Source organism: Caballeronia sp. KNU42 (assembly GCF_053760385.1).
This window is the reverse complement of record NZ_CM132389.1, coordinates 884,321-904,549: the sequence shown is the minus strand read 5'-3', so window position 1 is coordinate 904,549 and position 20,229 is coordinate 884,321. Positions and strand designations below refer to the sequence as shown.

Genomic DNA, 20,229 nt, shown 5'->3' with positions numbered 1-20,229 from the left:
CGATGACCTATCCGTGCAACCACTCGTCGATCCGGATCACCACGTAGTCCGCTATGATTTTTTGCAGGTGAGTGGTCGGGTGATAGGCGTCGGCGAACATGTAGAGGGTGTCGGCATGCGCGGAGACATACGTTGAACGTGAGCAGAAGAGCGCGCTGGTGTCATCGGCTTGAAAAGCCGGGGGCAGGTTCGCCGGGGTGCATGCTACGTTGGTGCCAACGCTGCCGTCGAAGCGAAAACCAAGCTGGCGATAGTTCGCTGACACCTCATCGATGAACGTAAATGCATCGATCCGCAGCACGGCCGGCGATGAAGGGAGCGCATCATCCAGCGCGGCGTTGAATGCCTGCGCCAGCCGCCGCAGCACTTTCGCGGAACCTGGCAGTTGCTGCTCGGCAAGGTTTGCGATCGGCGCCTTGCTGATGTCCGGTACGTTTTGTACGACGATATGAGTGGCGCCATGTTGCTGCACGGTATGCACCAGCCCCGCAAATTGTTGCGCCGCCTGTTGCAGCGCCGGTAGCACTGCTTGCAACGAAGCGGCCGGGTCGCCTCCGCTCGCAATCATTCCCGCCCATGCATCATAGGCATCCTGAACGTCGTTGGCGCCACCTTGCATCAGTACGAGTTGCTGTGCGTTGAAGCGCGCATGCGACTGGAGATAGGCGGCTAGTTGCAAGGTCAGTGGAGTCTGTAACTCGCCGGTGTCGCCCGTTGCATCGCCGGGGTTCGGCGGCCCAGCTACCCGGGCGCCCCCTTGGGCGTAGCCGAATCCTTCCGGATGAACGACGCTCGGTTCCCCGAAGCCGCCTGTCAACGCTGGCGCTAAGCCCGACCCATAATGTTGCGCGACAAGCTGTACGGAGATGGCGCCCGGATTGGTGGTGTAGGTGCCGCCGCCGAATTTCCGGGCATACGCGTAGGTGCCAACGTCCGAAAGACTGTCCCCGAACGAGACGACCTGCTTGATGCTGCGTTGCGGATCGGCAGAGTCGGCCGATGCGTTCGACGAAGGCGACAAACCAATGACACTGCATGTCAACGCAAGGATCGCGAAACGACGGACTGTCTGCATGGCGCACTCCGGGGTAGTGTGGTGTACCGAAGAATAACCTCGTTTGAGCGGGTTGCACTACCTCGAGTTTTGAGCATTGCACGGGAGGAGATTCGGGCAGTCAATCCATTTACTGTCGTTGACGTTAATTTCGGGTCATCGAACTCTCTCGACACAGTTCATTTATTCAGTTGCCCAAAGGCCGAAAATAATCGCTTATAACCCGCCTGAATCCCGCTAATTGGGCTGGTTTGATTTATTCATCCCAGACCCTCCAGTCCTGTCTCCGGCCCGCCGATATACCTTCGATACAACGCACACGACCAGTCGGAGACCATCGGATGAAAACATTAAATACGCCTGGCATATCCCATTCTGCGGGATCTGCCAGCCTCGTGAGTCACCTCAGCTTGCGGGCCAGTATCACGCTTGTGTTGACGGTTTTTACCGCGCTGTTGATCGCGGTCAGCGCTCTGGCCGGCGTCGCGCTTCAAACCAGTAATGCCGCGATTGAAAAGATGTACACGGAAGACACGCACTCGCTTCTGCAAATCAAAAGCAGCTATGAACACGTGATGCATGCACGTCTCGCGCTGGGCAGTTTTGCGGCGCTTTACGGACTAGGCGATGTTCAACCGGCCTTGCTCGAGGGCGCACACGGCGACCTGCGTCAATCGGATGAAGAAGTGCGGGCCTACCTCGCAACCGCATCGGCGGACGATGCTGAAACGGCGCTGCGTGCCCGCTTTGTCGCCGCGCGTCAGAAGTATCTGCATGACGGTCTGGACGCCTCGTTCCAAGCGCTGGGCCAAAGCGATTTCTCGGCCTACAAATCCCTGCAGGGCGCTGAAACGGAAGCGCTGGCGAACAACTTCGGCGCGCAAGTGGCTGCACTTGAAGGTGTTCTCACCGAGCGTCAGAAGGCGCGTTATACCAGCGCCCGGGACCGCTTTCACATGATGCTCTGGCTTCTCGCCGCGGCGGCGTTCGCGTCGGTGGTCATCGGTACATTTGCGCGGCATGCATTGCTTAACGCGATCGTCAAACCGGTCGGGCAAGCGATTCGCCAGTTCCAGCGGATCGCTGCGGGCGACCTGACGAATCCCGTCGATACCGGCCGCAACAACGAGATGGGTGCGCTATTGCGCGCGCTCGAACAGATGCAGCAATCGCTGGTCGAGACGGTGACGACCGTACGCGCCAGCACCGAATCGATCAACGTCGGCGCGACGGAAATCGCCAGCGGCAACAACGACCTGTCCATTCGAACAGAGCAACAGGCGGCGTCGCTGGAAACAACGGCAAGCAGCATGGAGCAAATCACGGCGACGGCGAAAGCGAGCTTCGAGAGCGCCCGGCAAGCGAGCGAGATGGCGACGCACGCATCGGAAATGGCCGTCAAGGGAGGCGCAGTCGTCGGTAACGTGGTGACCACGATGCAGGGCATTGCCGCGCATTCGAAGAAAATTTCGGAGATCACGAGCGTGATCGACGGCATCGCTTTCCAGACCAACATCCTGGCGCTGAACGCGGCAGTGGAAGCGGCACGTGCCGGTGAACAGGGTCGCGGTTTTGCGGTCGTGGCGGGCGAGGTACGCAATCTCGCGCAGCGCAGCGCATCGGCGGCGCAGGAGATCAAGATGCTCATTCAAGACTCGAGCGCGCATATCGACGCTGGATCCACGCTGGTGGAAAGCGCAGGGACGACCATTGGCAATGTGGTGAGCGCGGTCGAACGCGTCTGCCAGATCGTGACGGAGATTTCCGCTGCAGCGGGCGAACAAAGCAAGGGGATCGAGCAGGTCAATCTGGCGGTTGCGACCATGGACCAGAGCACGCAGCAAAACGCTGCGCTCGTCGAGGAAGCCGCCGCGGCGGCACAGTCCCTGCAAGGTCAGGCGAGAACGTTAAGCGAGGCTGTGGAGGTGTTTCGGCTTTAAGGCGTGGATGGCGTACATCCGGCGGGGACATTCAGCCGGTGGTGAGCGCCGCGTGATGCAGCGCGGCCAGTGAAAGCTATACGTCAGGCCAGCCCGTGCAGCGGCTGACCTGACGCGGCAGAAAGTCAGGCCTGTGCTCCGGCACTGTCCGCATCGTCCGGAGCGGCTTCGTCCTCTTTCTTCTCTACCAGCGACTCCAGCGCACCGGCGCCTTTAAAGCCGGCCACGGCTGCAATCCCTTTCGTCAGGATTGAAGCATCCGGGTCGACCTTGTCCGTCGCTTCCACTGCCGCGATTGCACCCGCGACTTTACCTACTTCATCCAAAAATCCCATGTCGATCACCGTATAGTTAAAACGTGAACGCGCGCTATTTCACGTTCACGCATATCAAAGGACGTAGCGGTTGGAACCGTCAGCGGCATCTCCCACCCGCGACACATCCTCCTTCTCCAGCCTCGTCGACGAATACGCCCATTTTGAGTGCGCGACAACGAGGGACATGTCTTACGTTAATGACGGACGTCTGCCCGCCATCGTCGATGACAATATCACCGCGCGAACCGCAACACTGTAAATTCTTGTTATGGGCCTTTCCGGCCGTTCTTCAGCTCTGCTCCAGCGCATGGTGCCGTTGTCCATGTCACCTTGCCGAAGGCTTTCAATTGCCTTTTCATCTCCGTGCGAACCATCTTTTTGGGCGTCCTGTAACCGCTTCTGGCAATCAGGCGAAATACCCTATGAAGCGTCTGTACCCAAGCGTGCCCTGTACCCGCAGGCACGTTGGCAAGTCAATGGTCGATAAACGACCTCTTTGGAGCGTAACGATGAAACTGAACAAGTTAATGATGATGACGGCCGTAGCGGCCCTGGGTGTATCGACGCTGGCGAGCGCGCAATCCGTGCAGCCTGTGGACGGAAATGCAATGGCGGCGACTTCGAATCAAGCTCCGAAAACGCGCGAGCAAGTGCGTGCGGAATTGGCCCACGCTCGCATGGACGGCACCATTTCGCGTTTCGGCAACCCCGATCCGTACGGACCGGGCGGCACGCCGAATTTCACCCGGCGTTGAACAACTGGTAGGTCACTGAAACGGGAAGGCAAAGCCGTGTGAAGTTTCATTCCTGACCGGATTGATACAAGCCAATTGTGTAGTCATCCTTATGTTGCAATTATCAACATGATGGAACCGGTTACTGTATCTGTTCAAGGGCCACTAGCCCCATCCGACGATCATCTACCGAGGCTGCTTCGGGCACAATCGTAGTGTTACCGCACGAGGCCGCCGTTTTCGGTAACCTCAACACCGAGGCACAAGCTGGCCGGGTTGGCCGCCGGTGGTTCATGCACATTGCATCCGGTATTACCCCGCAGGAGCGGCAGACATGTCTTTTGATCATCCTCCTCTAGCCGCTTCATCGGGATTGACCGCCTTCGTATTCGCGGGCGGCGGCAGCCTCGGTGCGATCGAGGTGGGTATGTTGCGAGAGTTGCTTGATTGGGGCGTGCGTCCGGATTGCGTGATCGGCGCGTCGGCGGGCGCCATCAACGCGGCGTATTTTGCCGGCCGTCCCGATGCGGAAGGTGTAGCGATGCTGGAATTGCTGTGGTGCCGCATCCGGCGGCGAGACATCATGCCGATCAGCATGTTCGGACTGTTCCAGATGATGCTAAGTCGCCGTTCCCACCTTGTCGAAGCAGCGGCGCTGCGCATCCTGCTGGAAAACAATTTGCCCTATGAGCGAGTGGAGCAGGCGACCATACCGCTTCACGTTATTGCGACCAACATGCTGAGCGGCAACGAAGTCGTTCTCTCGTCCGGTCCGGTCGTGGACGCCGTCCTTGCAAGCGCCGCGATTCCCGGGGTGTTTCCGCCGATACGCATTGACGGAGTCGATCTGGTCGACGGCGGCGTGGCCAACAATACGCCGATCTCGGTAGCCGTCGGGCTCGGCGCAACACGCATCATCGTGCTGCCGGCCGGATTCGCCTGTGCGTTGCAGAAACCGCCGGCCAACGCGATCGCGCAGGCCATTCATGCGCTGACGCTTATCATCGCGCGTCAGCTTGTGCGTGATCTGGCGTTCTATTCGTCGCGTGCGGAAATTTTCGTTGTTCCTCCCTTATGTCCGCTCGATGTATCGCCCTACGACTACACGCAGTGCGAGCACCTGATCGAGCGTGCGGCCGGGCAGACGCGTACGTGGCTAAGCGAGGGTGGCCTCGAACACGCGTTCATCCCGGCTGGACTGCACGAGCACGCGCATGCCGAAGTGGTCTAGAAAAATTAAACAGGCGGCTGCACTGCATCCGAACGTTGGCGCTTTACGTATCTCGTCTAACGTTATCCGAAATCCGGCAATCTGAATTAAACACTAACTTATCGAGAGACCCGCACGCGATTGCGGGTGGCCGTGCTGAGCCAATTTTTGCCTGGCTAAGGAGTAAGCGATGCGCAACGACCTCACTGAGTTCGAGCTTAACTGGCTTCTTGAACTGGCAATGAATGGCGACGCTGCAGTGCCGCCCGCCCTGTTGAAGCGCCTGCGCGAACTCGGGTATGCGAAAGAAGTTTTTTCCCAGACCCAGGCTACGAATCTTGGCCGTGAACGATTGCTGGCGAGGGCGCGAAGCGTTCGTGCCCCGCACGCGAAAGCGTGACAACGCCTGTTTGCGGAGTGCGAGCCTGGCTACGCTTGCCTTGCCATCGGCTGACGGCTATCTGATGTCAAGTGCCTTGCGTATTTCTGCGCGCAGCACAGGCCACACCGGCGAACTCGTCGACACCTCGTCGTAGTGGCTTGCATCGGGAATAATAATTGTCATTACCTGGGTGCCTGCGTGACGGGCCAGGGCCGCATAGCGCGCTGCAAGCTCGGGCGGTGCGACCGCATCCAATTCACCGTTGATCAGCACAGTGCGTGCTCCGGATGGCAGCATGCCGGTGGGCGATGTATCGGCCAGCACATCTTGCCTTCCCGGTTCCGGTGCACCGGTAAGCGCAATGGGGTCGAGACCGCACGCGTGTTCGACCGACCATGTATCGTGCAAATCGGGTAAGGTGCCCAGGCCTATGACGGCTGGAATGGGCAATGGTGCTGCTGCGTACAGAGGACTCTTCGTGCTGATACGCTGCCGCGCGGCTGCCCATTGCGCGAGTTGCGCGCCTGCCGAATGACCGACGGCCACAAGACGCGTCATGTCGATATCAAGCGCGGACGACTGATCCTTTAGCTTGTCCAACGCGGCCGCGATATCTTCATAGGTACCGGGAAAACCGCCGCCGTCTTCATCCACGCCTCGGTATTCAATGCTCCACACGGCGATTCCTTCGTTCGCCAACGTGCGGCCCATTGCGGCAACCTGGGTCAGGCCACCATATTTGTGCGCCCAGCATCCGCCATGAATTAAGACGACCACCGGATAAGGACCCGCGCCGGCCGGCCGGAACAACTCGACAAATTGCGACTGTGCCGGGCCATAGGCGATACGCGCGTCAGGAGGGGGACCTGCCAGGGCAAGGTAATCCTGAAGGTGCATTGGCTCGGCGATCGTCCGTGACGAAAGCAGCGCAGTAAGCAACGCGAGTATTAGTCGACGATAGATTCGCATCATGACGCGATATACGCCGCGCTCGATGGAGTGGATGCAGCGGCGGCGACCCGGCCAACAGATCGCAAGCCCCTTACAAACCTACCTCAGCCACGCATACGCTCGCGGCTTGGCAGCCACACGCGCAGCAGCGAATAGAGCCGGTCCAGATCGATCGGCTTGGCGAGATAGTCCGTCATCCCTGCTACACGCGTCTGTTCCTGATCGTCCTTCATCGCTTTCGCTGTGATCGCAATGATCGGCAGGCTGGCGAAGCGAGAGTCGGTGCGAATCCGGCGTGTGGCCTCGAGTCCGTCCATGCCGGGCATCATCACGTCCATCAGCACGAGGTCGATGTCCGGCGTTTCGTTCAGCTGGCTGATCGCTTCGAGCCCGTTGCGTGCGATCTCCACCGTCATGCCCTTGTGCTCGAGCGCGCTGCTCAACGAGAAGATGTTGCGGATATCGTCGTCGACGAGCAGGATGCGCCGCCCCTCGAAGGCACGGTCCCGGCTGCGCACCGTCTTCAACATGGTTTGCCGTTCATACGACAGGTCCGCCTCGACCTTGTGCAGGAACAGGGTGACTTCATCCAGCAACCGTTCCGGCGAACGTGCGCCCTTGATGATGATCGAGCGTGAATATTTCAGCAGATCCGCTTCTTCCGCATGCGTCAGGTTGCGGCCGGTATAGACGATCACCGGCGGGAAAGAGCACATGCTTTCGCCCGACATCTTGCGCAGCAACTCGCCTCCCTGCATGTCGGGCAGCTTCAGGTCGATGATCATGCAGTCGAAGATAGTCGTTCGCAGCAGCGCCAGCGCCTGTTCGCCAAACTCGACGGCGGTGATGTCGATATCGTCATCCGAGATGAGCCGCACGATGCTTTCGCGCTGGCGCGCATCGTCTTCCACCAGCAGCACGCGCTTGACCTTCTGCGTGAACTTTTCCTCCAGCTTGTGGAAGATGTCCGTCAATTGCTCGCGCGAGGTCGGCTTGATTGCGTAGCCAATTGCGCCGAGATGCAGCGCAGCCTCGCTGCGATCGACGGCTGATACCACGTGCACCGGTATGTGACGGGTGAGCGAACCATCTTTTAACTGCTGCAACAACGCGAGGCCCGACAGGTCCGGCAAGCCGATGTCGAGAAGAATGGCATCGGGTAAATACTGCGCGGCAAGTTGCAGCGCTTCATCGGCAGTCTGCGCGACGAGGCAGTGGTATTGCATTTCATGGGCAAGCTCGAACAGGATGCTCGCAAATGCCAGGTCGTCTTCAATCACCAGCACCGATCGGCGGCCCGGCGTCCAGTTCGCGCGATCGTCGTCATACGCCGTCACGTTTTGCGTCCGGAGGGCCGGCGGCTGAGCCGGCGCGACGACGATCGGCGTCGATAATGGCGTCTGCAACGGCGCATGCAACGCAGGGCCGCCTTTCATCGGCTCGCTTGCGCCCGTCCAGTGCGTGGGTAGCGTCAGCTCGAACGTGCTTCCTGCGCCGAGCGCGCTGCTCACGCTGATCGCGCCGCCGAGCAGCGTTGCCAGATCGCGTGAGATCGACAGACCCAGGCCCGTGCCGCCATAGCGGCGGCTGGTGGTTCCATCGGCTTGACGGAACGCCTCGAAAATCGTCTGGTGGTGTTCCGGTGCAATGCCGATACCCGTGTCCGTTACGGCAAAGCGCACCCGATTGCCGGTGTCCAGATGCAAGGCCAGCTCGATGGTCCCGGCGTCAGTGAACTTCAGCGCGTTCGAGAGCAGGTTCTTGAGAATCTGTTCCAGCCGCCGCGAGTCGGTGAATATCGATGGCGGCATATTCGCCGCTATCTCGACGGAAAATTTCAATTGCTTTTGCGCGGCAAGCGGTTCGAAGCTTCGCTTCAACGATTCAACCAGGCGGTGTATCGATACATCTTCCGGCGCGAGTTCGAGCTTGCCGGCTTCGACCTTGGAGATGTCGAGGATGTCGTTGATCAGGTGGAGCAGATCGTTGCCGGCCGAGTAAATGGTATTGGCGAACTTGACCTGCTCGGCGCTCAGGTTGCCGCCGTGGTTTTCGGATAGCAGTTTGGCGAGGATCAGCGAACTGTTGAGCGGCGTGCGCAACTCGTGCGACATATTCGCGAGGAATTCGGACTTGTACCGGCTGGCACGCAGCAGGTCGTCGGCGCGCTGCTCCAGTTCTGCCTGGGTCTCGTTGAGTTCCTCGTTCTTTTGATCCAGTGCGAGCGCCTGGAAAGTGAGTTGTTCGTTAATCGATTCGAGCTCCGCTTTCTGGTTTCCCAGATCCACTTGCGACTCTTCGAGCGCCGCGGTCTGCTCTTCCAGTTCCTCGTTCGTGGTGCGCAGTTCTTCCTGCTGAAGCTGCATTTCCTCGTTGAGGCGCTGCGTTTCCTCGAGCGTGTCTTGCAGCCGTTGGCGATACAGCGCCGCTTCCACTGACGCACCCATATTCGTTGCGATCAGCTTCAGGAATTCGATGTCCCGTGCCGATACCGGCTGCATGAAGCCGAGTTCCAGGACGCCATTGATCGCGCCGCCGTTTTCGATCGGCGCCATGACTACGCTCTTCGGCGCGCTGCTTCCCAGTCCCGATGTGACCTTGAGATAGTTGTCGGGGATGTTGTCGACTTCGATCAGCCGGCCATCTGTGGCAGCTTGCCCGACCAGCGTCTCTACGCCTTCGAAGGATTGCGGGCGCGCTTCGTTTTCGCGGCTGAAACCGTAGGCGGCGGTCCGGCGCAACGTGCCGGTTTCATCGCGGACATAGAGCGCCGCCACCACCACGCCGAGGTACTGGGCAAGAAATTCAAGCATCGCACGGCTGAGTTGCGGCAGGGCAGGTTGCCCGGCCGCGCTTTCCGCCAGCAGGCTCTGGCCGGTGCGCAGCCACGCCTGCTGTTTCAGCGTTTCAGTGTGCTCAGTCTGCGCCCTCAGGGCGCGATCGTAGGTGGCCGACAGGTTCGTCAATTCGCGCCGGCCGAGCACGGCGAGCAGTAAGCTCAGCGAAAGGCTGATGCCGAGGAAGGCGGCCACGGAAATGATGGTGACGCGCCTGACCGTCGCCGTACGTTCCCAGCGCAGGCTCAATTCGACGTCCATGAAGGCGGCGAACTCGCGGCGCATTTCGTCGAACTCGAGCTTGCCTCGGCCGGTGCGCATGACGCCCTGGAAATCCTGGTTCGCGCGACGCAAAGTAATGAGTTGTTCAGCAATCCCGTTCCACTGCGCTTCCAGCGCGCCGATACGTTTCAGGCGTTCGATTTGCGGCGGGTTGTCGCTGACGAGATCGGTGAGCGTGGCCAGCTTTGCGGTGAAACTGGCGCGGCCGAGTTCATAGGGCGCCAGATACGCGTCCTCGCCGGTGATCAGGAAACCCCGCATGCCGGACTCGCGATCGACGGCGATCTTGATCAGGTCGTTGCCGTCCGCGACTACGTGCTCGGAATGGTCGAGCCAGTCCATGGCCGACAGCAGGTACAACAGAAGGGCGACGAATACGGCGGCGGTCATGAGGCCTGCGCCGATCGGCAATGCGATATTGCGGCGAATTATGCGGCGAAAGCCAAGCTGGTCGACAGCAATATAGTCGGGCATTTTTTATCCCTGTTATTTAATGCGCAAAAGCGCGGTTCGACCGAATCATCAGCGTGTGCGGAATGTCCTGCACCATTTTCGGTGGTCCGCAGCCGGAGGACAAGCCGCGCCAATCGTTGGCGGGATGATACAGAGTTCACACGGAAGGAAGACGAATTGGCGCAAGCATGTCATGGCCCGGTAAACACCGCCGCTGATAATCAGACCCTTCGAGCCGGTCTGTTCTCTGCGCCGCCGTCGGCGTATTGCTGGCTTATTCCCTCAAGGACTAGAACACCAGATATGTCGAACCAGAACATTGATGATCTTGCGCCGGCCGAGCAGGGCGCGACTGTTTCGCGGCGTGGCTTTCTCAAGCTTGCCGGCGCCTCCGGGCTGGCCACGGCCACTGGCGCCCTGGCTTCAGCAAGCAGGGCCGCTACGACGAACCCGGACGGCACGCCGGAGCAGATCCACCTGACCTGGGGGAAGGAGCCGTGGGCCGAGGTAGTGATCTCGTGGGCCTCGCTGGGTCCCTCGGCCAATCCGCGAGTGCGCTTCGGCCGTGCCGGCGAGACGAAAATGACGGTGCATGGCGTTCAGCGCACTTATACCGATGGACTCAATGGCGAGATTGTCTGTACGTATCATGCGCGCCTTCATGGACTGAAACCGGCGGCCACTTACGAATACGAAGTCACCGCCGATAACGACAGCAACGCCGGCCGCCCCTTCACGGCGAGTTTCCAGACCGCGCCGCATGGCCGGGCGCCGTTTCGCTGGACCAGCTACGGCGACCTCGCCACGCCGAATACCGGTTGGGTCCTGTCGTCGCCGCAGAGCCGCTTTGCCGTGCAGGCAGTCGAGCGGTTCCAGCCGCTGTTTCACTTGCTCAACGGCGATCTTTGCTACGCCAACCTGAACCCGGCGCATCAGCCCGAGGTCTGGCGCGACTTCGGCAACAATGCCCAGACGTCGGCGGCCAATCGTCCCTGGATGCCTTGTCCGGGCAATCATGAGCTGGAATTCAACAACGGCGAGCAGGGACTTGATTCGTATCGGGCGCGTTATACGCTGCCGGAAAACGGCACCCGTTTTCCCGGTCGCTGGTACAGTTTTCGTGTGAGTTCCGTGCTGTTCGTGTCGCTCGATGCGGACGATGTGGTCTATCAGGACGCGGCTGCATTCGTCGCCGGTCCGGATCCTTTGGTGCCGGCGGCAAGCACAGGCAACCCGCCGATTGCTCCGGGGACATCGCTCTACGTTCGTGGCTATAGCGGTGGTGAGCAAACGCGCTGGCTAGGGGAGACGCTGCGCCAGGCGGCCGAGGACAAGGATATCGACTGGATCGTCGTTCAGATGCACCAGGACGCGCTGACTTCATCGAAGACCGGCAACGGCTCGGACAAGGGCATCCGGGAGGCGTGGCTGCCCTTGTTCGACCGCCATGGCGTCGATCTCGTACTCTGCGGCCATGACCATGACTACGAGCGCAGCTACCCCGTGCGCGGCTGCAATCACCATGCGGGCATGGATGCCGTGACGGGCGCCCCGGTGGATACGCTGCAGCCGCGGCCGGTCATTACGTCGAACCCCGCTGACGGCGCTTTCGATACGAGCCAGGGTACTGTCCACCTTATCCTGGGCGGTGGCGGCACGAGTGCGCCGCTCGATGTTTATGGGCTGGACGCCGGAACCGGCAGTGTGCAGGCGAAGGTGTTCACGAAGCCCAACCGGCCGATACCCGGGACCACGGCGAACACGTTCGTGCGACAGCCTGCCGACGCGCTGGAAGATGCCATCTGGTCGGCCCAGCGCGATACCGGTACGGGTTATGGCATTGCCGTGTTCGATCATGATCCGGGGAAGCCGGGCGGCAAGACCACCATTACGATGAACTACTATCACGCGCCGGGCGCCGACCAGACGCCGACCGCGACTTACGAGCTGTTCGAGACCATCACGTTCTCGAAGACGCGCGGGAGTTGATTCGAAGGCGGCCTTGGTTGCGATGACGAGCACCGTTCACGAATAACTCCTGCATTAAGCTAGTGCCGGAAGAGTTCATGATGATGCTTTTGACAAGACAAGGTCTTATGCCATGGTGTTCGAGGCAGGCGAAGCGGTCATGTGGCAGCTGGTGCAACGCTACACCGGTCGGGTTGGATATCAGCGCGGCGTGAAGTCAGAGGGACTGTCTCTCACGCCGCCGGTCATCGATTGCTCGGGATGGACGGCGTTGCTTCTCATGCAAGCCATGCAAGCGCAGAACGAAGCGGCTACGCGCGACGTGTTTCGCGCTGATGACATGCTTGCCTTGCAAGTGTGGTCGGATCGGATCATTCAGGAGGTTGAAACCCGGACAGGGTTCATCCTTCAGGGGCACGAGATCACAGCCACCAGCCTCCCGCGATGCGCGACCATGGGCGTGAAGATGGGAGAGCCTGGCTGGGCGATCAATCATCCGCGTCCGCGCGGGATTACGCATATTGTTCAGGTAGTGCGTCGCCCGGAAGATGATGCACCGTTCGTTTCCGAGGCCTTCGGCGGCTCACCGCTGCCTGGAATAAGCCTTACACCGCTCGTGGAGTGGCTCGTGCTTGCTCAGCCGCGAATTCAAGCTGGCGAAATGTGGGCCGTTGACCCTTTCCGCATGGCGGACAAGAAGCGCTCGTGGTGATTGGGGCGCATAAGCCAGCGGACCCGCGCAATGGATTCGCTGGCTTGATCTTGTGCCCTAAAGCGCAGCCTTCGGACTCGGCGCGTCATCGAACGCACCCCACACCGATTGATCGTAATTCACCATCGACCCTGTCATCAGGCCTGACTCCTCGCTCGCCAAAAACGCCACCGCACGCGCCGCTTCCTCTGGGTCGATCAGCCGCCCGAACGGTTGCGCAGCACTCGCCTGTGTCAGCCAGTCATCGGTCGCGCCGTGGTATTCGCGCTGAATCCGATCCTCACCATCGGAGGCCATCCAGCCGAGATTCAATCCATTCACCCGAATCCGGTTACGCAACAGCGCGTAAGCCGTGTTCTGCGTGAGCGTGGCCAGCGCACCCTTCGACGCACAATACGCCGCGATGAACGGTTGCCCAGCCATTGCCGCCATGGAGCAGATGTTGACGATCGAACCTTCAATGCGCTCGCGCCGCATGACACGAATGGTTTCCTGCATCAGGAGGAACGGCGCTCGCACGTTCGTCGCCATGATGCGGTCGAATAGCGTGGGATCAGTGTCGAGAATCGTGCCTCGATCCGTCATGGCCGCTGCATTCACCAGTACATCGATGCGCCCGAACCGCGCGTCCGCCGCCGCGATCACCGCCCGGCAAGCGTCGACTTGCGAGAGATCCGCCTGCACGTAACGCACGTCCGCACCGCCTGCCTCGCTCAACTCACGCGCCTTCGCTTGGCCCTTCTCCTTCGACCGTCCGCAGATAACCACGCCCCTCGCCCCGCGCTCAACAAACAGCGCCGCAATGGCTGCGCCCAGCCCCTGAGTACCACCGGTGACCACTGCCACCTTGCCGTCGAACTGTCCCATCGATTTATCCCTCCACTATGTAGTGAATCAAAGCATCTCGGTTACTTCTTCGATGGACGTCTGCGCCACTGGCTTATCGAGCACGACTTCGCCGCGCGCCATGGCGACAATCCGGTCGCACGAGTGAAACACGTGCTGCAGGTTGTGGCTGATGAACACGCCGGTAATGCCCTGCGCCGATAAGCCCCGCACAAACCCGATCACCTTGTCCGTCTCCTTCACCGACAAATGGTTCGTGGGTTCATCGAGGATCAGCACCTTCGACTTGAAGTGCATCGCGCGCGCAATCGCGACCCCCTGGCGCTGCCCGCCCGATAGTTCGCCCAGCAGCGCTTCCGCTGAACGCAGATGCAGGTCGACATCGGCAATGGCCTTGACGGCATCGGTGCGCATGCGTGCATGGTCCATCGGACCAATGCCGAACAGCGAAAACAACAGCGGTTCGCGTCCGATAAACAGATTACGCGCGATCGATAGATTCGGCACGAGCGAGTTGTGCTGATGAATCGTTTCGATACCCAACTGCATGGCTGCTTTCGGCGAGGGGATGCGCACAGGCCGGCCCTGGAACAGGATCTCGCCTTCATCCGGGCGATGCACCCCCGAGAGAATCTTGATGAGCGTGGACTTGCCCGCGCCGTTGTCGCCGAGCAGGCCCACGACTTCGCCGCGTTTGAAGTCCAGGCTCACGCCTTTGAGCGCATGCACGCCGGAGTACCACTTGTGCAAGTTGCGCACCGCCATCAGTGAGGTCGATGTAGTGAGCGCGTCAGCGGTTGTGTCGTTGTCGGCGTAGGAATGCAGAGAAGAAAGTGTGTTCATAATTGCACCTTCAGATGTCGCGCCGTGCGGCGCATCCATGCATTCGCGACGACCGCGAAAATGGTCAGGCTGCCGACTGCGAACTTGAACCAGTTCGCATCGACTTGCGTCAACACCAGGCCGTTATCGATCACGCGAATCAGCAAGGCGCCCACCACTGCGCCAAGCACATTGCCGATCCCGCCGGACAGTGCGGTCCCGCCGATCACCGCAGCGGCCACCGCTTGCAGCTCGAGACCATCGCCTATTGATGGAAGCGCTGCGCCGAGCCGCAGCACCTGGATCAAGCCGGCGAAACCCGCGAGCACCGAGCACAGCACGAAGGAGAACAGCTTCACGCGCCGCGCCGGCACACCGCTTGATATGGATGCTTCAAGGAACCCGCCGGTCGCTTTCATCCAGTTGCCGAGATTGGTCGCGGAAAGCAGGAATGCCGCTGCCGCACCGATGGCGATGAACCAAAGGAACGACGCACGAAACAACCCCTCCGGCCCTATGAAACTCACGAACAATTGCGCGGGCATCCGTTCGATCGGCAGGTTCGGCGGGAAGCCACCGGACAGCACGACGGTCAGCGACCGCACGATGAACAACATGCCAAGCGTGGTGATGAAACTCGGTATGTTGAAGACCAGCGTAATCAGTCCGTTAGCGAGTCCCACGCACGCGGCCACCACCAGTCCGATAAAAAATGCCGGCCAGAACGGTACGCCTGCGTTCATGAGAAGCGTGATCGCCATGGGTGTGAGGGCGAAGACTGAACCCACCGACAAATCGAACTCACCGCAGATCATCAGCAGCGTCACGCCTATCGCCACCAGTCCTACTTCAGGCAACACGCCAAGCACGCCACGGATATTTTCGGCGCTGAGAAATATCATCTGCGAGCGCACCTGGAACAAACCGATCAGCACTGCGAGCAATACAATGCCCGCCAGCTCTGGTTTCTGCAGGTAGATCTTGAGCAGCTTTTTCATGCGAATCTCCTAGCGCAAGCCTTGTTGCGAGAGCGCGATGACCGAGTCCGCCTGAGCGGGCATGACGAGCGAATTGCCAGTGTTGATATCGGTCGGCGCGAGGCCGAACGACTTCGCCAGATACACCTGCATCACGGGCATGAAACCCTGCGCATACGGTTGCTGATCGACCTCGGCCTGGATATAGCCGGCCTTCATCATCTGCAGGACCTGGGGCACGATATCGAAGCCTGCAAGCAATACTTTGCCCGGCGGCACGTTGCGGTCCTTCAAGGTGCGTGCGACCGCTGCATGAAAGAAACCCATGTCGAAGTACGCCGTCGTATCGGGGTGAGCGGTGAGATATGCGCCAACGCGTTCACCCGTCACCGACAGATCCGTGCCAGAGTCGATCCGGTCGATCACGACCGTGCGAGTCGGGTTGGCGCGCTTCCATTCATCGAGACCTTCCATCACGCCTTTCGCGCGTTGCTCGGCCCAGTTCTGCCCCGGCGCGCTGACACCGATCAGCACGCGGATCGGCCCGTCCTTCGGAAACTGGCTGGTGAGCTGATGCGCGAGACTGCGCCCGGCCGGGACAAAGTTCTGGCCGATGAACGCCTGCCGTTTCGCGGCACCCGTCGCACCGCCGCTTTGATCGACGTTATAAGCGATCACGATGATGTGCTTCGCGCGAGCGTCGTTGATCATCGGCGTGAGCGCGTTGTCGTCCACGATGGTCGTCAAAATTGCGTCGGGCTTGCGTGCGACGGCGGCCTGGAAGTTCGCGCTCTGCTGCTCGATCGAGCCGTCGGTTTGCGTAAAGACCATCTGGCAATGTGCCTGAACGCGCGTGCAGGCATCGTCGAAACCTTTCTTCACGGCTTGCCAGAAAGCGTTGGTCGCCGCGCCGTGCGTCAGCATCACAATGTTCAGCGGCTCTGCGCTGCGAGCAACGCTCGCCGCGAAAAGCGTGGACGTTATGCATGCAGCTATGGCTAACTTCGAACGCGTATGAAATGTGCTGAATCTCCGGGTCATTTCCTGTCTCCTGTTATCACCCGTGCGCGACTGCATCCGCGGTGCGAATGTCAGGCCGTCGTGCGGGGTACTGCTGTCGCCGTTCGTGGCCGGTGACTTATTAGGTAGGGCTTTGCTTACGCGCCCGCTTGATAGGCGAGTGCGGTTGATGCGATCATCGGGTCAGTCCCGTGGTCCATTCCCTAAACCGTGTAAGGCTCATGCCCGACCTGACCAACCGACGTAAAACGAGCATGGCCGATATCGCCAAGGCCGCCGACGTGAGCGAAGCTACCGTCGACCGCGTGCTCAACGGCCGTGGCGGCGTCTCGCGTGAGAAGGAGCGGCGCGTGCTCGAATGGGCGCGCAAGCTCAAGATCGATCGGGCGCTCGACGCGGTATCGGTGCGCTGGTTGCGCATCGCAATCCTTCTGCAGCAACCCGTTGCGCCGTATTACGTCTATCTCAAGCAGGGTTTCGAAATCGCCCAGAAGGCATTCGAAGCGCAGCGCGTGATCTGCGCGGTGACTTACTTCGATAACCTTGAACCGGCGCGTGTGGTCGAGACCATTCACCGAGCGACGCAGAAGGCTGACGCCCTGATCATCGTTGCGTATGAACATCCCGACATCACGGCGGCACTGCGTCAGGTCAGCCGCGCGATGCCGGTCGTCACGCTTGCCAGCGACTTGCCGGGAACAGGGCGGCTGGCCTATGTAGGTATCGACAATCGCGGGGCAGGACGCGTCGCGGCCGAGCTGATGGGCCGCTTTCTCGGCGATGCGGGAGGCAAGGTGCTCGTGATGACGGGCATGCATGATTTCCTCGGCCATGAAGAACGCGAAAGCGGTTTTCGCTCGGTACTGCGGCGGCGTTTTCCTAACTGCGACATCGTCGAAACTGTCGAAAGCCGCGAGCAATCCGGGCTCACCGAAAAGCTCACTCGCGACGCGTTCCGGCGCTATCCCGACCTGCGCGGCATCTACAACATTTCAGTCGGCGACGAAGGCGTCGGCGCAGCGCTTCATGCGCTCGACCGCGTTCGTTCGACGGTGTTCGTAGGCCACGAACTCAACGACATCTCGCGGCGCTTGCTCATTGAAGGAACGCTCGACGCCGTGCTCGACCAGAACCCGGCCGCCGAAGCAATGCGTTCCATCGAAATCATCTTGCGGCACTATCATCGCGATCCCGGCGTGGCGTTGCCGCAGCAGATTCCGGTCACGGTGTTGTTGCGCGAAAACCTCCCGCTCAGCGACTAAGCGCTAGCGGCGCGGGTTTTTCTAACGGCGTCAGGCTGTCCCAGAGTTCGCGAATCCAGTCGCGCATCAGCTTTGATTCCGCCCAGCGGTCGGTTGTGTCGTTGCCATCTCGGCCGATGATCGCGTAAGGCTTGGGTCCCAGCTCGCAAGTAAAGACCAGTGTGTCGTCAGGACCGGCGCGTTGTTGCCACGACGCAAAGCCGTAAGACCACCATTGAAGAAACAGGTCCACCCAGATCCGATGCGGCTCGAATGAGATCTCTATCTGCACTTGCTCACGGCTGGCGACGCGGCCGTGGAAGGCCCATGAGTGATCGAGGATCCGGTGCATATCCGCATGGTTTTCATCGGACACGGGCAGCGCGAATTCGCGTCCGACCAGATAGTGCGAGATGTCGCCGAGCAGTTTCAGATCCGGCCGGGCATCGAGCAGATCAAGCGTGAAATGCAGGTCGGTCGTCATGCGGTCCCGATGCGTTTCGATATACACCGGAAAATCCACCTGCTCGGCGAGTCTTGTCCATCCATCGATCAACTTGAGTGCGTCATCGAGGCGACGTGGACGTACATCGGGCTGCAAGTCGATGTGATGCACACCGAACTCGGTGGCTATTTCAAGGATCGGTTGCAGGTCATCTACCGTGCTCGGAAAACATTGTCCTTCCGCTTGCAGGCTTAGCGGTCTTAGCAAACCGCTAAGCCGACGCACGTCATCGCGCGATGCATAAGACGTGCTGACGCCGTTGAAACCCGCTTGCGCGATCATCGCTATGTTGTCTTCAAGCGAACGCTCATGACCGTCGGTATGACGGCGCTCCATTGCCCATAGCGATTGATAGATGTCGAGCCGTTGCGTCATAGCGCCTCCACAGCAAGCAGCGGCTTGAGCTTGACGCTTCGATCCGAAAGTAACGACGGTTCAACGCACGCGCGCCGCGCAATCAACTCTTGCGCCACGCGCACGTCGCGTGCAATCTCGCTCGCCTGGCCCACGCCGCTTGCGCCGACTAATACGCCATCGCGATCCAGCGCGAAGAAGACCCGTGATGCGGCGCTCGTCTCGCGCACGACCGTCGTGACGCCGAATGCAGGCATGCCGGCAATCTGTATGGTCATGTCGTATTGATCCGACCAGAACCACGGGACTTCGGAATAGGTCTCGCCGCGGTCCAGCATGTTGCGCGCGACAATGCGCGCATGGTCTTCCGCGTTCTTCCAGCATTCGAGCCGCATGCGGCGCCTGAAGAGGCGGTGCGGGAACGAGCAGACATCACCCGCCGCAAAGATATATGGATCATTGGTGCGCAGCGTGTCGTCCACGGCAATGCCATCTGCTACGTCGATACCGGCCGCTTCCGCCAGTTCCGTGCGCGGCTTCACGCCAATGCCGGCGATCACGCAATCGCAGGCTAGGCTCGTGCCATCGGAGAGCTTCACGCCCGTGACGCGTTTCATGGACGAGCCGATGATCCGGTCGACCTGCACGGCGAAGCGCACGTCCACGCCCATCTGCTTGTGCCGTTCCACCAGATACGCCGCGACGATCTCCGGCACCGCACGCATCAGCGCGCGCGCTGCCGCTTCGATCACGATCACTTCACAGCCTCTTGCAATAGCGGTTGCTGCGATCTCCAGCCCGATGAAACCCGCTCCCACGATCGCGATCTTGCGGCCCGGCAACAACTCGCCGACCACACTCGATGCGTCTGCCGCCGTGCGCAACACATGCACGCCCTCAAGCGTTGAGCCGGGCACACTCAGGCGCCTTGGCGCTGCGCCAGTGGCAATCAGCAGCCGGTGATAGGCGACTGTATGCCCATCGTTTAAAACCACTTTGCGCGAGGCACGATCGATCTCTTGCACGCCGGCATCGACGCGCAGATCGATTCGTTGCGTGGAATAAAACGTCTCGTCATACAGCGCACATTGCGCCGTCGTCTTTTGACCGAGCAGCACCGCCTTCGAGAGCGGCGGCCTGTCGTAAGGCGCAACCCCTTCATTGCCGAGCAGCGTGATCACGCCGTCCCAGCCGTTATCGCGCAGCGCATGGGCGGCGCGCGCTCCGCTTTGCCCGGCGCCGATAATCACCATCGCGGGTCGGTTTTTCATGACGCGGCCTTCGCTTGCGCCGGTACCCCGAGCAGCACTTCGCCACGTTCAATCCGCACCGGGTACGTCTTCAAATGCACGCAGACGGGCGGGCTCTTGGGCTTGCCGGTCGGAATGTCGAAACGTCCCTGATGCAGAGGACATTCGATCTCGCGATTGAGCACGAAGCCATCGGCGAGATGCGCGCGTTCATGCGTGCACCAGCCATCCGATGCAAAGAAACCTTCGGCTATCCGATACACCGCGTAACTCTCGCCGGCGTGATCGAAGCGGATTACGTCTTCTTCGGCAATCTCGCTGGCAGCGCAGGCCACGACCCACTCGATGTCATTCGTTTCAACGGCCACAAAAGC

General features: G+C 60.5%; 18 protein-coding genes. 7 read left to right on the top strand and 11 right to left on the bottom strand.

Features of this window, described 5'->3' with window-relative positions:
* Positions 1 to 7: 7 nt before the first annotated feature.
* A complete protein-coding gene (locus tag ACSOSP_RS23175) occupies positions 8 to 1,075 on the bottom strand; it encodes an SGNH/GDSL hydrolase family protein (RefSeq protein WP_455313249.1) in 1,068 nt (355 codons plus the stop codon).
* 320 nt (positions 1,076 to 1,395) lie between these two features.
* Between ACSOSP_RS23175 and ACSOSP_RS23170 the strand changes: the two genes are divergently transcribed.
* A complete protein-coding gene (locus tag ACSOSP_RS23170; RefSeq protein WP_455313248.1) occupies positions 1,396 to 2,994 on the top strand; it encodes a methyl-accepting chemotaxis protein in 1,599 nt (532 codons plus the stop codon).
* A gap of 125 nt (positions 2,995 to 3,119) precedes the next feature.
* Here the strand turns inward: ACSOSP_RS23170 and ACSOSP_RS23165 are convergent, their stop codons facing one another.
* On the bottom strand, positions 3,120 to 3,329 hold the full coding sequence (locus ACSOSP_RS23165; RefSeq protein WP_031360023.1) for a hypothetical protein: 210 nt from the start codon (positions 3,327 to 3,329) through the stop codon (positions 3,120 to 3,122).
* A 491-nt stretch (positions 3,330 to 3,820) separates the two neighbouring features.
* Here ACSOSP_RS23165 and ACSOSP_RS23160 point away from each other — a divergent pair, with 491 nt between their 5' ends.
* The 3 genes from ACSOSP_RS23160 (at position 3,821) to ACSOSP_RS23150 (ending at position 5,655) form a co-directional block, all read left to right on the top strand.
* A complete protein-coding gene (locus ACSOSP_RS23160) occupies positions 3,821 to 4,066 on the top strand; it encodes a DUF4148 domain-containing protein (RefSeq protein ID WP_455313247.1) in 246 nt (81 codons plus the stop codon).
* A 313-nt stretch (positions 4,067 to 4,379) separates the two neighbouring features.
* Positions 4,380 to 5,276, top strand: a complete 897-nt coding sequence (locus tag ACSOSP_RS23155) for a patatin-like phospholipase family protein (protein ID WP_455313246.1) — start codon at positions 4,380 to 4,382, stop codon at positions 5,274 to 5,276.
* A 169-nt stretch (positions 5,277 to 5,445) separates the two neighbouring features.
* Entirely contained in the window at positions 5,446 to 5,655 is a 210-nt protein-coding gene (locus ACSOSP_RS23150; RefSeq protein ID WP_455313245.1) for a hypothetical protein, read from the top strand.
* A gap of 57 nt (positions 5,656 to 5,712) precedes the next feature.
* Here the strand turns inward: ACSOSP_RS23150 and ACSOSP_RS23145 are convergent, their stop codons facing one another.
* The gene (locus ACSOSP_RS23145; protein ID WP_455313244.1) at positions 5,713 to 6,609 is read right to left on the bottom strand and encodes an alpha/beta hydrolase family protein; all 897 of its coding nucleotides are present in this window, start codon (positions 6,607 to 6,609) and stop codon (positions 5,713 to 5,715) included.
* Between the two features lie 83 nt (positions 6,610 to 6,692).
* Positions 6,693 to 10,181, bottom strand: a complete 3,489-nt coding sequence (locus ACSOSP_RS23140) for a response regulator (RefSeq protein WP_455313243.1) — start codon at positions 10,179 to 10,181, stop codon at positions 6,693 to 6,695.
* 282 nt (positions 10,182 to 10,463) lie between these two features.
* Here ACSOSP_RS23140 and ACSOSP_RS23135 point away from each other — a divergent pair, with 282 nt between their 5' ends.
* Together ACSOSP_RS23135 and ACSOSP_RS23130 are read left to right on the top strand one after the other, a co-directional pair.
* Positions 10,464 to 12,149, top strand: coding sequence for a fibronectin type III domain-containing protein (locus ACSOSP_RS23135; RefSeq protein ID WP_455313242.1), 1,686 nt, complete (start codon positions 10,464 to 10,466; stop codon positions 12,147 to 12,149).
* 139 nt (positions 12,150 to 12,288) lie between these two features.
* Positions 12,289 to 12,840, top strand: a complete 552-nt coding sequence (locus ACSOSP_RS23130) for a hypothetical protein (protein WP_455313241.1) — start codon at positions 12,289 to 12,291, stop codon at positions 12,838 to 12,840.
* Between the two features lie 57 nt (positions 12,841 to 12,897).
* On the opposite strand, the gene ACSOSP_RS23125 is transcribed toward ACSOSP_RS23130, so the two are convergent.
* Genes ACSOSP_RS23125 through ACSOSP_RS23110 form a run of 4 tightly spaced genes read right to left on the bottom strand, consistent with a single transcriptional unit; the run spans position 12,898 to position 16,526 of the window.
* Entirely contained in the window at positions 12,898 to 13,707 is an 810-nt protein-coding gene (locus ACSOSP_RS23125) for an SDR family oxidoreductase (protein ID WP_455313240.1), read from the bottom strand.
* A 27-nt stretch (positions 13,708 to 13,734) separates the two neighbouring features.
* Complete coding sequence (locus ACSOSP_RS23120; RefSeq protein WP_455313239.1) at positions 13,735 to 14,529, bottom strand: ATP-binding cassette domain-containing protein; 795 nt, start codon at positions 14,527 to 14,529, stop codon at positions 13,735 to 13,737.
* Positions 14,526 to 15,506, bottom strand: a complete 981-nt coding sequence (locus tag ACSOSP_RS23115) for an ABC transporter permease (protein ID WP_455313238.1) — start codon at positions 15,504 to 15,506, stop codon at positions 14,526 to 14,528. The genes ACSOSP_RS23120 and ACSOSP_RS23115 overlap by 4 nt, the downstream gene beginning before the upstream one ends.
* 9 nt (positions 15,507 to 15,515) lie before the next feature.
* A complete protein-coding gene (locus tag ACSOSP_RS23110) occupies positions 15,516 to 16,526 on the bottom strand; it encodes a substrate-binding domain-containing protein (protein ID WP_455313237.1) in 1,011 nt (336 codons plus the stop codon).
* A gap of 233 nt (positions 16,527 to 16,759) precedes the next feature.
* On the opposite strand from ACSOSP_RS23110, the gene ACSOSP_RS23105 reads away from it, so the two are divergent.
* Complete coding sequence (locus ACSOSP_RS23105) at positions 16,760 to 17,767, top strand: LacI family DNA-binding transcriptional regulator (protein WP_455313236.1); 1,008 nt, start codon at positions 16,760 to 16,762, stop codon at positions 17,765 to 17,767.
* On the opposite strand, the gene ACSOSP_RS23100 is transcribed toward ACSOSP_RS23105, so the two are convergent.
* The 3 genes from ACSOSP_RS23100 to ACSOSP_RS23090 are packed head-to-tail and all read right to left on the bottom strand — an operon-like array spanning position 17,757 to position 20,223.
* Positions 17,757 to 18,626, bottom strand: coding sequence for a sugar phosphate isomerase/epimerase family protein (locus ACSOSP_RS23100; protein ID WP_455313235.1), 870 nt, complete (start codon positions 18,624 to 18,626; stop codon positions 17,757 to 17,759). The genes ACSOSP_RS23105 and ACSOSP_RS23100 overlap by 11 nt on opposite strands.
* Entirely contained in the window at positions 18,623 to 19,876 is a 1,254-nt protein-coding gene (locus ACSOSP_RS23095; protein WP_455313234.1) for an NAD(P)/FAD-dependent oxidoreductase, read from the bottom strand. The genes ACSOSP_RS23100 and ACSOSP_RS23095 overlap by 4 nt, the downstream gene beginning before the upstream one ends.
* On the bottom strand, positions 19,873 to 20,223 hold the full coding sequence (locus ACSOSP_RS23090) for a non-heme iron oxygenase ferredoxin subunit (protein WP_455313233.1): 351 nt from the start codon (positions 20,221 to 20,223) through the stop codon (positions 19,873 to 19,875). Before ACSOSP_RS23090 ends, ACSOSP_RS23095 begins: the two co-directional genes overlap by 4 nt.
* Positions 20,224 to 20,229 lie beyond the last annotated feature (6 nt).